We start from the raw sequence: 14,228 nt of genomic DNA, 5'->3' as shown, positions 1-14,228 counted from the left end.
ACATCAGAGTACCGTCATGGGTCGCTTGACCCCCTCGCGCCATCGCTCGCACAGGCTGCCACTTGCGCTGCTGTGGGCAGTGGTGCCTGCCATCTGGCTCAGTACGGCTGGGGCGGCGCCGTCGCGCACCCTGGATCTGTTTCTACCCGATGCCCCTCCCCTGAGCATGCAAGGCCAGCCCGGCCAACGGGGCATTGTCGGCGAAGCCACCGTGAAGGCTGCCGCCATGGCCGGTTACGACCTGCACCTCATCACCCTGCCCTGGCCCCGAGCGCAGCGAACGGTGGAGCACGGTCAGGACCAACTGATCATCCCGTTGTCGCGCACGCTGGACCGGGAAGCGAAATACACCTGGATCGCGCCCATCATGTCCATGGACCGGGCGTTCTTCAGCCTGGAAAACCGCGTGGAAACCTTCGCCCAGGCACGCAAGACCTACCACCGCATCGCAGTCGGCATGGGCAGTGCCCAGGAGCGCAAGTTGCGCGACGAGGGCTTCAGCGATGAGCAGATCTACCCACTGAAGATCGGCGAGAACCCGGCGCAGATGCTGTTGTTGGGGCGGGTGGACGCCTGGTTCAACGGCGTACCGGAATCACGCTACATCTGGCGTGAAGTGTCGGACCGGCCCTTGCTGATGAGCCCGGTGCTGATGACCTCCGACCTGTACCTGGCGTGCTCCAGGGACTGCGCCGAGCCGATCGTCAAGCGGCTGCGCGAGGCCGTGGCCACCTTGCGCAAGGATGGCACGCTCAAGCGGCTGATGGATGTCTATGCGCAGGATGCAGGCCCCTAGCGGCGAGCGTTGCCCAAACGCGGCGTTCGGTCGCTATGCCCATTGGATATTTGACCATCTGTTCAACAATCCCTAGGGTATGGGCCTTTGCTTTTGCCCGAGACACCTATGACCACCCGTTCCGCACTTCCCCCGGCCGTCTATCTGCTGGGCCTGACCATCTTTTCCCTGGTGACCGCCGAATTCATGGTGGCGGGGATGATGCCGGCCCTGGTCGACAGCTTTTCCGTCAGCCTGGCTCAGGTCGGCAACCTGATCGCGTTCTATGCCTTGGGCATGGCCCTGGGTGGGCCACCCGTGACGATTCTGCTGCTGTCGCGCGGCATCGACAACACCCGTGCCCTGGTGGCGCTGTTGGCCGTGTATGTGGCCGCGAGCGCGCTGGGCGCCGCAGCGCCGAGCTATGAAGTGCTGGTGCTGGCGCGCATCGTCATGGGTGTCTCCAGCGCCGTGTGCATCGGCTTGTGCATGACCCTGTGCGCAGGCCTGGTCGCGCCTCAGGAGCGGGGTCGCGCAATCTCCGTGGTGCTGGCCGGTCTGATGCTGTCCCCGGTGATTGGCGTGCCCATGACCGCCTTCGTGCAGCAGCATTTCGGCTGGCGTGCCAGCGCCTGGCTGGTGGCGGCACTGGCCCTGGTGTGTACGGTGCTGGCGGCCAGTCGCCTGCCGCGGGGTGAACCGGGGGCGCAGCCAAGCTTGCGTCAACAGTGGCTGACCCTGGCCAGTCCGAGCCTGTGGGGAGCCTACTTGACCAGCGGGTTGATCATCGGGTCGACCTTTGCCGCGTTCAGCTATTGCACACCGATTCTGATTCAGGAAGTCGGCCTGGCGCCGAGCCAGGTCGCTCCGCTGCTGGCGCTGTACGGCGTCGCCAACGTGGTCGGCAATATCGTGGTGGGCCGCTTCGCCGACAGCCACACCTTCGCAGCACTGCGCTGGGGCTTGGCGTTGCTGGTGCTGGCGTTGGCCGGCTTTGCCCTGGCCGGCGATCTACGCTGGCTGAGCCTGACCTGCTTCATCACCGTAGGCCTGACCGGTGTGGCGCTGAACCCGGCAATGGTTGCCCGTGTGATGAAAGCCGCCGAGCCCTCGGCGCTGGTCAACGCCCTGCATACTTCGGTGATCACCGCAGGTCTGGCCCTGGGAAGTTGGGCAGGCGGTGCGGTCATCGACGCCGGTTACGGCCTGCGGGCGCCGCTGTGGGTGGGTGCGGGAATGGCGCTGCTGGGCTTGCTCAGCGTGGCCTGGCCACGGGGTGGACGGCAGGAAGTGCAGAGCTGCGCCTAGAGGGTGGTCTGGCGGACCCGCCACCACCGGTTCCGCCCAGTTATGTGATAATCCCGCCCCCGCTCCCCTTTTCAGCAAGAGAACCGCGCATGGCCTATCGGGCACCCCAGGACATGGCCCTCGACCTGGCGCTGCGCGCGCTGCTCGAGAGCCAGGTCAACGATGGCCACTACGCCAGTTTCGAAGACGCCCAACACGCCGCGCTGCGGGTCATTCAGGCCCGCGAAGGCAGTGCCCGGGACGTGACCGTCGAGCAGCGAGACGAGACCGCGCTGCATGACTCCATGGACTTCGCCCGCCTGGCGCTGTCGGCGGTGAGCGGGGTCGGTGTCTGGACCTATGAAGTGTCCAACGACTGCTTCTATTGCGACGCCGGTATCAGCGAACTGTACGGCATCGACCCTTTGCAGGCCGCCGCGGGCATCAAGCGCAGCGGCTTTCTGGCCAACGTCCACCCCGACGACCTGCTGGCCCTGCGCAGGACCATGGCCGGCGGCCTGGTAAACAGCGGCGATCTGGAGCTCGAGTACCGCATCGTCCACCCGGACGGCTCGGTGCGCTGGGTGCTGTCGCGTGGTCATACCTACTTCAATACAGCGGGCGAACCTGTCCGACGCACCGGTGTAGGCCTGGACATGACAGCCCAGCGCCTGCTCGAGCAGCAACTGCGGCAAAGCCTGAAAATGGAAGCGGTGGGGCAACTGACCGGGGGCCTGGCCCACGACTTCAACAACCTGCTGACGGGCATCATGGGCAGTCTGGAGATGCTCAGGCTGCGCATAGACCAGCGTCGTATCGGCGACATCGATCGCTACCTCGACGCGGCACTGGGGGCCTCCCGCCGAGCGGCAGCCCTGACCCACCGATTGCTGGCGTTCTCTCGTCGCCAGACCCTCGAGCCCCGGGCCACGGAAGTCCAGGAACTGGTGCTGGGCATGCTCGAGCTGATTCGCAGCACGGTGGGACCCTCGGTGCAGGTCAGCGTCGACAGCGAGCCCGACCTGTGGCTGACCCAGGTCGATCCCAACCAGCTGGAAAACGCCCTGCTCAACCTGTGCATCAACGCCCGCGACGCCATGCCGCTGGGTGGCGTCCTGACCATCCACGCAGCCAATTGCACCCTGGCGCCCCTGGAAGCGGCCGAGAACGAGCTACCCGCTGGCGACTACCTGACGCTGAGCGTGCACGACACCGGCAGTGGCATGAGCAGCGAGGTGATCGCCCACGCCTTCGACCCGTTCTTTACCACCAAGCCCATGGGCGAAGGCACTGGGCTGGGCCTGTCGATGATCTACGGGTTCGTGCGTCAGTCCGGTGGCAGTGTGCGCGTGCAATCCCGGATCGGTGTCGGCACCCGCATGACCCTCTTTCTTCCGCGGGCCACGGTTATGGCCAGCGTCGCCGAAGCCGGCGAGAGTTCGACACTGCCCGCCCTCACCAGTCGCAATGAGCAGGTGCTGGTGATCGATGACGAGCCCACCGTGCGCATGCTGGTGACCGAGGTACTGGAAGATCTCGGCTACACCACGCTGCAGGCCACTGACGGCGCCGGTGGCCTGGCGATTCTGCAATCGGATCGGCGTATCGATCTGCTGGTCACCGATGTCGGCCTGCCTGGCGGCATCAATGGCCGCCAGGTAGCCGATGCCGGACGCAGCCTGCGACCCGGCTTGAAGGTGCTGTTCATCACCGGCTATGTGCAAGACGCCAAGGCCTGGGAGGATCAGCTCGAGTCCGGGATGCACCTGCTGACCAAGCCGTTCGCCATGGCCGCGCTCGCCGGCCGAATAGAGCAGCTGCTGAGCGGGCCAGGCTAGGTCCGCACTTCAGGGCTTGGCCAGGTAGCCCGGCAACTTCTGCAGGCGTTCGATCCAGCGCCCGACATGCACGTAAGGCTGCAGGTCCACGTCGCCCTCCGGCGCCAGCACCACATAGGGATACACCGCACAGTCGGCAATGGTGGGCCGCCCCATCGCCAGCCAGTCGTTGTGCGCCAGGTGTTGGTCGAGGAGCGTCAGCGTCAGCTTCGACTTGTCCAGCGCGCCTGCGTGGTCCAACGGGTAGCCAAACTTGCGGACCAGCCGTGCGGCATTGACGCTGTGCTGCACTTCGTTGGCCGCAAACGACAGCCACTGCACCACGTGCGCCTGGCCCTCGGGGTGCGCCGGCCACCACGCCAGACCGCCATATTGGCCGGCCAGATAAACCAGAATGGCCTGGGAATCGCGCAGCACCACCGGGCCATCTTCCAGCACCGGCACCTGCTGCAACGGGTTGAGATCGCTCAGCGGTGGCCGCTTGTGCGCACCGCTGGCAAGGTCTACGGGTATCAGTTCCAGGTCGATGTTGGCCAATGCCGCGAATAGCCTGACCTTGTAGCAGTTGCCAGAAACATCCAGGTCATACAGTTTCATCATGCCTCTCCATCGATGAGTTGATTGAATTCAAGCACGTTGCCGTCCGGGTCACGGATGAACAAGGCAACGCGTCTGGGGCCAATCGGGTGCGGCCCTTCGGTGATCGTGATGCCCTGCTCGCCCAGCCAGTGCTGCAAGGCCTGCAGGTCATCGACGATGAACGCCGGGTGGGTCATGCCGGGCAGCTTGATGGGTGCGTCCAGCAACGCATTGTGCGCACTGGGCACGCGCACGCCATTGAAGATCAGGTTGATGCGCACGCCATCTGCGCTGAGCATTTCGTTGGCCTCATAACGCGGGAAACGCGCGGTTTCCTGAAAGCCGAGGGCCTGGTAAAAAGCCATGGCGCGGCTTTGGTCGCTGACGCGGATTCCGATATGGTCGTAGGCCAGAATTCGCGATGGATTGGGTAAGTGTGGGCTCATGGCAATATAACCTCCGGTTGACCTGTGTGTTCCCAGTCTCGCCCAGCAGGCCCCTCTGACCTATGGTGCGAAGCTGACAATACCTATGCACTCACCGCACTAATCGAAAGGACGGCAATGGACAGGCTCAAGGCAATGGCCAACTTCGTTCGCATCGTCGACAGCGGCAGCCTGAGCGCTGCTGCCGACAGCACAGGGCAGTCGGTGGCCTCCCTGGTACGGTCGCTGGCGGCTTTGGAGCACTACCTGGGCGTGCGGTTGCTGAACCGCAGCACGCGGCGCATGGCGCTCACCGACGAGGGCGAGCAGTACCTCAACTGGAGCCGGCGCATGCTGGCGGACTTCGATGACATGGAGCAGCGTCTGGACGCCCGGGACGGCGTGCTGCGGGGGCTGCTGCGCATGACCGCGCCGGTGGAATTCGGCCAGCGCTTCGTTGCGCCGCTGGTCAACGCGTTTCTGCGCGAGCATGCCGAAATTACCCTGGACGTGATGTTCATCGACCACGTCGTGCCGTTGCTCGACGAACGCCTGGACCTGGCCCTGCGCATTGGCCACCTGCCTGACTCCACGCTGGTCGCGCGCCCGGTAGGCGTGACCCGCCTGATCACCTGTGCCAGCCCTGACTATCTGCGCCGTGCACCGGCCTTGCCGAACCCGGCGGCGTTGCCGGCGCACGCCTGTATCGCCGTGGCCGCGCAGGGCCGCCAGTGGTATTACCGACACGGCGATCATGAATCAGCCCAGGACATCAGCCCCCGGTTGGTGTGCAACCAGATCCGCGCGGCCAGCCTGGCTTGCGTCGAGGGTGTGGGCATCACCCGACTGATGCATTACCAGGTCGCCGAGGAATTGGCAGACGGTCGTTTGGTGCGGGTGCTGCAAGCCTTCGAGCCCGCTGATCTGCCGATCCAGTGGGTTTACCCCCACGCCTTGCAGCTTTCACCGCGGGTCAAGGCGTTCGTGGAGTGGATGGGTCCACGGTTGCAGCAACTGACGCCAGACCCGAGCAGGTAGGCTCAAACGGCCGACTCGGCGAGCCAACGCTTGAGCAAGGCTTTCACCGACCGATTGACGTTGCGCTTGCTCAACTCCTTCACGGTGAACCAGCGGCAGTCGGCAATTTCATTGCACGGACGAGGCTCGCGCTGCAGCGACACCGAGCTTTCGAACAGGTAGTGGATCACGTTGCTTTCCTGGTACTCGGAAATGTAGAAAAGATGGCCGAGGGTCATCCCGGTTTCTTCCGACATTTCCCGAAAAGCGGCCTGCATGGGCGTTTCGGCCTGCTCGACGCGGCCGCCGGGCAGATTCCACTTTGCCTTGCGTTTACGCACGAAAAGGATGCGTCCCTCACGACGAAAGATGATCGTCGCCCGGCGCTTGGCGGGTTTGTTGGCGGTGCCCATAGAACTTCAGTGGCCTGTCACATAAATGTCACAATACTGAAGCAGGGAGTGTGCCGGGGGTCACAGTTGGGTTGAGGTGTCGGACGAAAGGCTGAATCTTTGGGGGGTTCTAGATGAGTCGGCGGTGAATGGTCCCCTCACCCCAGCCCTCTCCCTGAGGGAGAGGGAGCCGTACGGTGGTGTTGCGGCTATCGGCGGTCCGCTTTTAGCTCCCTCTCCCTCAGGGAGAGGGGGCCGTGCGGCGGTGTTGCGGCTATCGCGGTCTGCTATTAGCTCCCTCTCCCTCAGGGAGAGGGCTGGGGTGAGGGGACCATTCACCACGGTTCCCCCAGCCAACCCCACCCTCAATACCCCCGCTCGAAATCCACCACATCCCCCAAAGCCTCGCCCTGATGATGGCGCAACAGATTGCGCACAAAATGCTCGACGATGTTATGCCAGATCACCCCACTGGCGGGTGACACATGGGGCGACAGGCGCACTTTGGGGTGGCGATAGAACGGATGATCCGCAGGGGTCGGTTCCACCGCCGTCACGTCCAGGGTGGCCCTGCTCAACCGGCCTTCATCCAACGCTTCAACCAGCGCCGCCTCGTCGATCAGGCTGCCACGGGCAATGTTCACCAGATGCAAACCCGGCTTGGCATGGGCCAGCAATGCCTGGTCCACCAGATGGCGGGTGGAGCGCGTCGCGGGGGCAGCCAGTACCACGTGATCGGATGCCGCAAACAGGCCTGGCAGGCTGTCAGCGCGTTCAACCCCTGGCACATCGAAGGGTTTGCCGGAGTGGTTCACGGCAATCACCTTGACCCCCAGAGCCTGGGCACGGATCGCCAGGTCCTTGCCGATGGCACCGAAACCGACGATGCCCAGCGTGCTTCCACTCAGCTGTTGCAGGGGAAAGCGCTGCCACTGCTCGGCGCTGTCGATCCACACCTCGGGGAACTGCTTGGCCTGCGCCAGAATCGCGGCCAAGGCAAATTCCGCCACTGCCACCGACGCGGTGCCGCGCGCCGATGAGACAGGCAGGCTGTCGAACAGCCACGCGGGATAACCGTCGATGCCCGAGGAGGTCAGCTGTACCCATTTGAGGTTGAACGGCCAGCCAGCCGGTTTCTCTGGCAATGCCTGAGTGAGAAAATGACCGAAGAAAGGTCGGGTGAGCAGGATCGTCGCCTCAGGCGGGACATTGGGGGCGCCCTGCCCGATCGGGATGATGGTGTATTCGGGCAGGCGTTGACGCAACAGTGCGTTGATCTCTTCGTCGTGTTGGCTGGCAATGACGGTAGCGGACATGGGGGGTTCCTGTTGGAGACTTGTCGAGTTGTTTGAGCGTTTCAGGAAAGCGGATGATGTGTAGTGAATGGTCGCCTCATCCCGCCTCCCGCTGATCCAGATACAGCCGCCCGGGCACGTCCGCCAGCAGCTGTGCGGTATAGGCCGAGGCCGGGGTTTCGAACACCCGAGCGCAGGCGCCCTGCTCCACCACGCGGCCATCGCGCATGACCACCACCTGATCGCAGATCTGCCGCACCACGGCCAGGTCATGGGAAATGAACAGATAACTGTGCCCCAGCCGCTGCTGCAGCTCGGCCAGCAACCTGAGAATCTGGGCCTGCACCGAGGCATCCAGCGCCGACAGCGCTTCGTCCAGCACCAGCAGCTCGGGCTGCAATGCCAACGCCCGCGCGATCGCCACCCGCTGGCGCTGGCCGCCGGACAGCTCGCCGGGGCGCCTGCGCAGATAATGCGCAGGCAGTTCCACCTGCTCCAACAGCTGACCTGCACGCTCGGTCCGCCAAACGCGATCACCCACGGAAAAGGTCCGTAATGGCTCGCAGATGATCTGCTCCAGCGTCCAGCGTGGGTCCAGAGAGGCATAAGGGTTCTGATAGACGATCTGGATACGTCGGCGCAGCGGCTGCCACTGCCGGGGCGAAAGGCCGGCGATGTTCTGACCGTCGAACAGCACCTCGCCGCTGTCAGGGCGCTCCAGACCTAGAATCAACCGCGCGGTAGTGGATTTGCCGGAACCCGACTCACCCACCAAGCCAGTGGTGCCGTGACGCAGCACATCGAACGACACCGCCTCCACCGCTGCCCGCCCGGGGTTGCGCCAACTGGAAAAGTCCTTGCGCAGCGAACGCACCTGCAACAGTGGCGCCGCCTGCGCCACCTGATCGAATCGGCGCGATTGCAGCGGCGGTCGGGCCACGGCCAACGTCGGTGCGGCAGCCAGTAGCTGGCGGGTATAAGCATGGCCTGGATGCTGGAAAATCTGCCGGGCCGGGCCGCTTTCGACGATCTGCCCGTGTTGCATCACGATCAGGCGATCGGCACGGTCCAGCGCCACGCCCAGGTCATGGGTAATCAACAGCACCGCCGTACCCCGCTCCCGTGCCAAGCGCTGCAAACGATCCAGCACCTGACGCTGAACGCCGACGTCCAGAGCGCTGGTGGGCTCATCGGCGATGATCAGCGGTGGGTCGTTGGCCAGTGCGATGGCAATCAGCACACGCTGGCGCATGCCGCCCGACAACTGGTGCGGGTAGCTGCGCGCGACCCGTGTGATGTCAGCCAGACCGACCTGCTCCAGCAACACCAGCGCCCGTGCGCGGGCTTCGCGGCGGCCCATGCCGTGCACGGTCATGGCTTCCTCGAGCTGACGGTCGATCCGTTTGACCGGGTCCAGGGACAGACCAGGATCTTGAGGCACGAAACCGACCTGGCGACCTCGCAGGTGACGCCAGCTGCGTTCACCCAGCCCCACCAGCTCTTCGCCCGCCAGACGCAGGCTGCCCGCTTCGATCGAGGCGTTCTCAGCCAGCAATCCCACCAAGGCCCCGGCGGTGGTGGATTTGCCGGAACCCGATTCGCCCACCACGGCGACAATCTCCCCTGGATGAATGGCAAAGCTCACCTGGTCGATGCCCGCCACCGACCCCTGCTCGGTGTGATAGACGATACGCAGGCCCTCGACCTGCAAGATCGCGGTTGACGTGTTCATCGCGGTGCTCCCGATACGTCCTGGATGGCGCGGGCCAACTGATTCGCCGCGAGTACCACGGCGGCCAGCACCAAACCCGGCAGGCTGGTGTACCACCAGGCGGCGACCATGTAGTTGCGCCCCTCGGAGATCAGCAGGCCCCACTCCGGCTGCGGCGGCGGTGCGCCGAAGCCGAGAAAGCTCAACGCCGACACCGATAGCACGGCCGAGCCAAATTCCAGGGCCGCCAGCGCCAGCACCGGGCCGGCCGCGTGGGCCACGATGTGCCGGGTGATGATCGCCCACGGCCCCACTCCCGACACGCGCGCCGCCTCGACAAACAGACTGGTGCGCCAGCGCAGCACTTCGCCCCTGACCAGACGGGCGAAAGTCGCCACAGAGGACAAGCCCACGGCCAGCGCGATATTCAGCGTGCCAAAGCCGAGCACGGTGATGATGGCCATGGCCAGCAGCAGTGAAGGTATGGCCATCAGCACCTCCACTACACGCATGGACACCGCGTCCAGCGCCCCGCCGAAATACCCGGCCACCACGCCGATGACAATGCCCACCAGCAAGGCAATCAGCACCGCCAGCGCCGTGGCCTGCAACGATAGCGCCGCGCCATGCACCGCTCGGCTGTACAGGTCGCGCCCCAGGTGGTCGGTGCCGAACCAGTGTTGGCCACTCGGCGCCTGCAATGCCTGGGCAGGCTGACCGAGCAAAGGGTCGTAATGGCTGAACAGTCCAGGCCATACCGCCCAGGCCAAAGCCAACGCCAGCACGGCAATGCCCAAGGGCAGCAAGGGGCGCTTGTGCAGCAGGCGCACGGCCGACTGTGCCCACAACAGTGCCACGGTTGTCGACGGCAAGGTATTGGCAGACAGGCTCATCGCTGGCCTCCACTGACCGCTTGACCCATACGCGGGTCAAGCAAGGGATAGAGAAGGTCGACCAGCAGGTTGACCGCAATGAACAGGGCCGCGGCCAACAGCACCACGCCCTGGACCATGGGGATGTCCTGGCTGCCGACCGCCGCTTGCGCCAGACGCCCGACGCCCTCGCGGGAGAACACCGTTTCGGTCACCACGGAGCCGGCCAGCAGGTTGCCGACCACCACCCCGGACAGGCTCAGCACGGGCACGGCGGCGTTGTGCAGCAAATGCACGAACAGCAGGCGTCGCCCACTCAAACCCTTGGCCCGCAGCGCCTGGGCGAACGGTTGTCGGCTCACGCCAGCCAGCGAACGCAGCAGCACCTGGGCAATGATCGCCGCCGTCGGGATGGCCAGGGTCAGCGCTGGCAGCACCAGCGAAGCGAAGCCCCGATTGCCCATGGCAGGGAACCAGTGCAGGTTGAACGAGAAGGCTTGCAGCAGCAGTAGCCCGACCCAGAAGGTGGGCAACGACACCGACAAGGCCGGTAGCCCCAGCAGCCCATCCCTGAGCCAGCGCCAGCGCGCCAGGTTGGCCGCCAGCGCCAGGCCGATGCCGCCCAGCAACGCCAGCACCAGCGCCAGGGCGGTCAGTTGAGCGGTGGCCGGCAAGGCTTGCGCCAGCGCGCTCGCCACCGGCTCACCGCTCTGGATCGACTGGCCGAAATCCAGTTGCAGCGCCCGCCACAGGGCGATGCCGTACTGCACCGGCAGCGGCTGGTCCAGGTGATATTCAGCACGCAACGCCTGGATCTGGGCCTGATCGGCCGCCGACGGCTCGCCGTTCTGGTTGAGCATGATGCTCACCGGATCGCTGGGCAGCGCGTACAGAATCACGAAGGACACCGTGAAGGCGGCCCATAGCACCAGTGCGCTCTGCCACAGCCGGTGCAGCCCTGTCACCAGCCCCTGTCGCCAGCGCAGGGTGGGGCGCAACGCGGTGGGGGCGCTGGCCAGCGTTGAAAGATCGGTCATGTGCACGCTCCATTGGGTTCACCGGCTTGCCGTCGCACTGTCACGGCGTTGCCAGCCATGTATCGAAGAACTGCAGGCGCGATGACGCTTCGTAGTGCAAGCCATGCACCTGCTTGCCGTGGGCAATCACCGTGGCCAGCTCCACCAGCGGAATGGCATGGCCCTGCTCGATCAACGCGCGGCTGACTTCATCCACCCGCTGCTGTCGCACTGCCGGGTCCAGAGTCGCGGCGCTGGCTTCGAGCAGGTGGTCCAGCCCATCGGCCTTGCGCTTGCCGTAATTGCGCCCCGTCACGTGGAACAGCGTGCGCAGCACATCGGGATCGGCTCGGGTCAGGTTGTAGAAGTACAAGCTGATGTCACCGCTGGCCTGCAGCGCCGCCACCTGGCTGATGGTGGTGCGGTTGAGGACCAGCTCCACGCCGACCGCCTTGAGCTGCTGCTGCACCAACTCCAGGATCGGCGTGTTCTGCCAGTAATCCACCCGCAGGCTCAGCCGCTCGCCGTCCTTCTGGCGGATGCCATCGGCGCCGGCCTGCCAGCCCGCTTCGTCGAGCAGGCGTTGCGCACTGGGGCGGTCGTAGGCCAGCAGGTCGGAGAGGTCCTTGTAATACGGCGTACTGCTGGCCAGCAGTGCGGTGGCCGGTGCCTGATAGCGCGAAATGATGCTGCGCAGTTGCTCGCGGTCGATGGCCTTGATCAACGCCTGGCGCACCCGCACGTCGCGGTACACCGGCCGCGTCAGATCGGGCGTCAGGTTGAAGACCACCCCTGGGTTGGCCCTCCAGAGCACCGGCAGCCCCTGGGATTCGAGGGTCTTTTCGTTCTGCGCCACCACCCCGGTGTCGACATCGATCTGCCCGGACAGCAGGCTACCCAGACGCACGCCGGACTCCGGCACGATCAGAAACTCGATCCCGTCCAGCCAGGCCTTGCCGGTATGAGCCGCCAGTGACGAACCCCAGGCATAGTCGTCGCGGCGCGACAGGCTGACCTTCTGGTTGTGCACGAAGCCATCGAGCTTGAACGGGCCGCTGCCGATCAGTTGCCCCTGGCAACGATCGGCCGGACTCCTGGCCAGCGTCGCCTCGGCCAACAACCCCAGGCTCATGGTTGATGTAGCTTGCAGGAACTGGGCATTCGGCTGCTCGAACTCCACCACCACGGTCGAAGCATCAGGCGTGGCTATGTTCTTGAGCCCGGCCAGGTAGGTCGCCCCCAGAATCGAGCGCGCACCCAGCGCCAGAATCTGTTCGAAGTTCGCTTTCACCGCCAGGGCATCGACCGGTGTGCCATCGCTGAAGCTGACACCGTCTCGCAAGTGAAAGGTAAACCGCCGCGACTCGCCGTCGACCTCCCAGCGACTGGCCAGCCACGGTACGATCTCGCCGCTTTGGGGGTCTTGATCGGTCAGCGAATCGACCAGTTGGCGGCCCACGTTCAAGGCCGTGTTGTTGCCGGCCTGGTGTGGATCGATGCAGTTGGGGTCGCCGTCCAGCGCTACCTTGAGCACACCTCCGGCCGCTGGAGTCGCAGCCGCGGCCTGCCTGGCGGGCGCGGACGACTCGCCGCACCCGGCCAGCAACAACAGCGCCAGGGTCAGCGCTGCCGGTTTGGAAACCGAAATGTTCAACGACAGATTCATGCGGCGCTTCCAGCAGCGTTGCGGTTGGCGATATAGGGCAAGCCCAGGTTCTCGCGCAGCGTCGCGCCCTGGTATTCACTGCGAAACAGCCCGCGGCGTTGCAGCTCAGGCACCACCCCGGTGGCGAACGCTTCGATGCCCTCATGCAAACCGGAAAACATCACGTTGAAGCCATCGGCGGCGTCGGCCTCGAACCAGGCTTGCAGGTCGTCGGCGATGCTTTCAGGGGTACCGATCAGAATCCGGTGCCCGCCGGCAGTGAGCTTGTTGAACAGCTCACGCACGGTGGGTCGCTCGCGGCGAATCAGCTCGAAAACCAGCTTCTGCCGGCTCTTGTGGGTGTTGGTGTCGAACTGCTCGGGCGGCAGTGGCACCACCTCATCGAACGGCAATTCGGACAGGTCGAAACCCAGGCTGGCGAAGCGCGAGATGCTGCGCAGGAACGTCTTGGGCTCCAGCAGTTCCTGCAACTGGTCGTAGCGTGCCTGGGCCTCGGCGTGAGTCTTGCCGACCACCGGCGAGACCCCCGGCAGAATCTTCAGGTGCTGCGGATCACGGCCGAATTTCGCCGCCTGGTCCTTGATCTGGCGATAGAACGCCTGACCCTGTTCCAGAGTGTGCTGCGCCGTGAAGATCAGCTCACCTGCCCGCGCCGCCAGGGCGCGACCGGAATCCGATGAACCGGCCTGGGCAATCACCGGATAGCCCTGCAGCGGACGCGGTGCATTCAACGGGCCGCGCACCTGGAAGTGTTTGCCGTGATGGTTGAGCACGTGCAGCTTGCTGGTATCCAGAAAGCGCCCGCTGGCCTTGTCCTGAACGAAAGCGCCGTCCTCGTAGCTGTCCCACAGCCCAGTGACCACGTCATAGAATTCCTCCGCGCGCTCGTAGCGGTCGGCATGCAGGACATGGGCGTCGAGATTGAAGTTCTCGCCGCCGCCCAGGGAAGTCACCAGGTTCCAGCCCACACGACCGCCGCTGAGGTGGTCGATGTTGGCCAGCTTGCGGGCAATGTTGTAAGGGTCGTTATAGGTGGTGCTGGCGGTGCCGATCAGACCGATGTGCCGGGTCACCACGGCCAGTGCCGGCATCAGCACCAGCGGGTCCCAGCGGACACTGTTGGGGCCGCGCGCCAGTACCTCGAGGTCAGCGTCGACGTTCACCGTGTCGTTGAAGAACACCGCATGAAAACGCGCGGCCTCCAGGGTCTGCGCCACCCATTGGAAGTGCCCGAAGTCGCTGAACGAGTCGGGGGCGGCGCTGGCGTGGCGCCAGCTGGAGCCCATGATTCCGGCGCTGGGAATGAACGCGCCAAGCAGCAGTTGTTTGGTGGAAGTGCTCATGCAAGCTCCTGA

Annotated in this window: 13 protein-coding genes; 4 read left to right on the top strand and 9 right to left on the bottom strand. The window is 65.0% G+C overall.

Annotated features, from left to right (window positions below; all coding sequences use genetic code 11):
• The first annotated feature begins 16 nt into the window (after positions 1-16).
• The 3 genes from B3397_RS08455 (at position 17) to B3397_RS08445 (ending at position 3,900) form a co-directional block, all read left to right on the top strand.
• Entirely contained in the window at positions 17-796 is a 780-nt protein-coding gene (locus B3397_RS08455; protein ID WP_296249022.1) for a substrate-binding periplasmic protein, read from the top strand.
• A 108-nt stretch (positions 797-904) separates the two neighbouring features.
• Positions 905-2,083, top strand: a complete 1,179-nt coding sequence (locus B3397_RS08450; RefSeq protein WP_296249019.1) for an MFS transporter — start codon at positions 905-907, stop codon at positions 2,081-2,083.
• Positions 2,084-2,172: 89 nt separating this feature from the next.
• The gene (locus B3397_RS08445; protein ID WP_296249017.1) at positions 2,173-3,900 is read left to right on the top strand and encodes a PAS domain-containing hybrid sensor histidine kinase/response regulator; all 1,728 of its coding nucleotides are present in this window, start codon (positions 2,173-2,175) and stop codon (positions 3,898-3,900) included.
• 9 nt (positions 3,901-3,909) lie between these two features.
• Here the strand turns inward: B3397_RS08445 and B3397_RS08440 are convergent, their stop codons facing one another.
• Positions 3,910-4,497: a glutathione S-transferase family protein gene (locus tag B3397_RS08440; protein ID WP_296249015.1), complete on the bottom strand. Its 588-nt coding sequence runs from the start codon at positions 4,495-4,497 to the stop codon at positions 3,910-3,912.
• Entirely contained in the window at positions 4,497-4,925 is a 429-nt protein-coding gene (locus B3397_RS08435) for a VOC family protein (protein ID WP_296249012.1), read from the bottom strand. The genes B3397_RS08440 and B3397_RS08435 overlap by 1 nt, the downstream gene beginning before the upstream one ends.
• A gap of 117 nt (positions 4,926-5,042) precedes the next feature.
• Between B3397_RS08435 and B3397_RS08430 the strand changes: the two genes are divergently transcribed.
• Positions 5,043-5,942, top strand: a complete 900-nt coding sequence (locus B3397_RS08430) for a LysR family transcriptional regulator (RefSeq protein ID WP_296249009.1) — start codon at positions 5,043-5,045, stop codon at positions 5,940-5,942.
• Between the two features lie 2 nt (positions 5,943-5,944).
• Here B3397_RS08430 and B3397_RS08425 read toward each other — a convergent pair whose 3' ends face one another.
• The 7 genes from B3397_RS08425 to B3397_RS08395 form a co-directional block, all read right to left on the bottom strand.
• Complete coding sequence (locus B3397_RS08425; protein WP_296249006.1) at positions 5,945-6,334, bottom strand: NUDIX hydrolase; 390 nt, start codon at positions 6,332-6,334, stop codon at positions 5,945-5,947.
• Between the two features lie 344 nt (positions 6,335-6,678).
• A complete protein-coding gene (locus tag B3397_RS08420; RefSeq protein WP_296249004.1) occupies positions 6,679-7,629 on the bottom strand; it encodes a D-isomer specific 2-hydroxyacid dehydrogenase family protein in 951 nt (316 codons plus the stop codon).
• Positions 7,630-7,705: 76 nt separating this feature from the next.
• Entirely contained in the window at positions 7,706-9,340 is a 1,635-nt protein-coding gene (locus B3397_RS08415; protein ID WP_296249002.1) for a dipeptide ABC transporter ATP-binding protein, read from the bottom strand.
• The gene (locus B3397_RS08410) at positions 9,337-10,212 is read right to left on the bottom strand and encodes an ABC transporter permease (protein WP_296249000.1); all 876 of its coding nucleotides are present in this window, start codon (positions 10,210-10,212) and stop codon (positions 9,337-9,339) included. Before B3397_RS08410 ends, B3397_RS08415 begins: the two co-directional genes overlap by 4 nt.
• A complete protein-coding gene (locus B3397_RS08405; protein WP_296248998.1) occupies positions 10,209-11,228 on the bottom strand; it encodes an ABC transporter permease in 1,020 nt (339 codons plus the stop codon). The genes B3397_RS08410 and B3397_RS08405 overlap by 4 nt, the downstream gene beginning before the upstream one ends.
• A gap of 40 nt (positions 11,229-11,268) precedes the next feature.
• Positions 11,269-12,873, bottom strand: coding sequence for an ABC transporter substrate-binding protein (locus B3397_RS08400; protein ID WP_296248996.1), 1,605 nt, complete (start codon positions 12,871-12,873; stop codon positions 11,269-11,271).
• Positions 12,870-14,216 carry an LLM class flavin-dependent oxidoreductase gene (locus B3397_RS08395; protein ID WP_296248995.1) on the bottom strand — a complete coding sequence of 449 codons (1,347 nt, stop codon included), beginning with the start codon at positions 14,214-14,216 and terminating at the stop codon, positions 12,870-12,872. The genes B3397_RS08400 and B3397_RS08395 overlap by 4 nt, the downstream gene beginning before the upstream one ends.
• Between the last annotated feature and the right edge of the window lie 12 nt (positions 14,217-14,228).

Source organism: Pseudomonas sp. UBA4194, from assembly GCF_002379585.1.
Taxonomy (GTDB): Bacteria; Pseudomonadota; Gammaproteobacteria; order Pseudomonadales; family Pseudomonadaceae; genus Aquipseudomonas.
The sequence above is the reverse complement of the archived record's forward strand: the minus strand, read 5'-3'. Positions and strand labels throughout refer to the sequence as shown.

What these genes read in the sequence shown, in the direction of transcription:
- B3397_RS08410 (WP_296249000.1), bottom strand. Translation starts at nt 10,212, where the DNA reads ATGAGCCTGTCTGCCAATACCTTGCCGTCGACAACCGTGGCACTGTTG.
- B3397_RS08395 (WP_296248995.1), bottom strand. Translation starts at nt 14,216, where the DNA reads ATGAGCACTTCCACCAAACAACTGCTGCTTGGCGCGTTCATTCCCAGC.
- B3397_RS08450 (WP_296249019.1), top strand. Translation starts at nt 905, where the DNA reads ATGACCACCCGTTCCGCACTTCCCCCGGCCGTCTATCTGCTGGGCCTG.
- B3397_RS08455 (WP_296249022.1), top strand. Translation starts at nt 17, where the DNA reads ATGGGTCGCTTGACCCCCTCGCGCCATCGCTCGCACAGGCTGCCACTT.
- B3397_RS08415 (WP_296249002.1), bottom strand. Translation starts at nt 9,340, where the DNA reads ATGAACACGTCAACCGCGATCTTGCAGGTCGAGGGCCTGCGTATCGTC.
- B3397_RS08405 (WP_296248998.1), bottom strand. Translation starts at nt 11,228, where the DNA reads ATGACCGATCTTTCAACGCTGGCCAGCGCCCCCACCGCGTTGCGCCCC.
- B3397_RS08440 (WP_296249015.1), bottom strand. Translation starts at nt 4,497, where the DNA reads ATGAAACTGTATGACCTGGATGTTTCTGGCAACTGCTACAAGGTCAGG.
- B3397_RS08420 (WP_296249004.1), bottom strand. Translation starts at nt 7,629, where the DNA reads ATGTCCGCTACCGTCATTGCCAGCCAACACGACGAAGAGATCAACGCA.
- B3397_RS08430 (WP_296249009.1), top strand. Translation starts at nt 5,043, where the DNA reads ATGGACAGGCTCAAGGCAATGGCCAACTTCGTTCGCATCGTCGACAGC.
- B3397_RS08435 (WP_296249012.1), bottom strand. Translation starts at nt 4,925, where the DNA reads ATGAGCCCACACTTACCCAATCCATCGCGAATTCTGGCCTACGACCAT.
- B3397_RS08445 (WP_296249017.1), top strand. Translation starts at nt 2,173, where the DNA reads ATGGCCTATCGGGCACCCCAGGACATGGCCCTCGACCTGGCGCTGCGC.
- B3397_RS08425 (WP_296249006.1), bottom strand. Translation starts at nt 6,334, where the DNA reads ATGGGCACCGCCAACAAACCCGCCAAGCGCCGGGCGACGATCATCTTT.
- B3397_RS08400 (WP_296248996.1), bottom strand. Translation starts at nt 12,873, where the DNA reads ATGAATCTGTCGTTGAACATTTCGGTTTCCAAACCGGCAGCGCTGACC.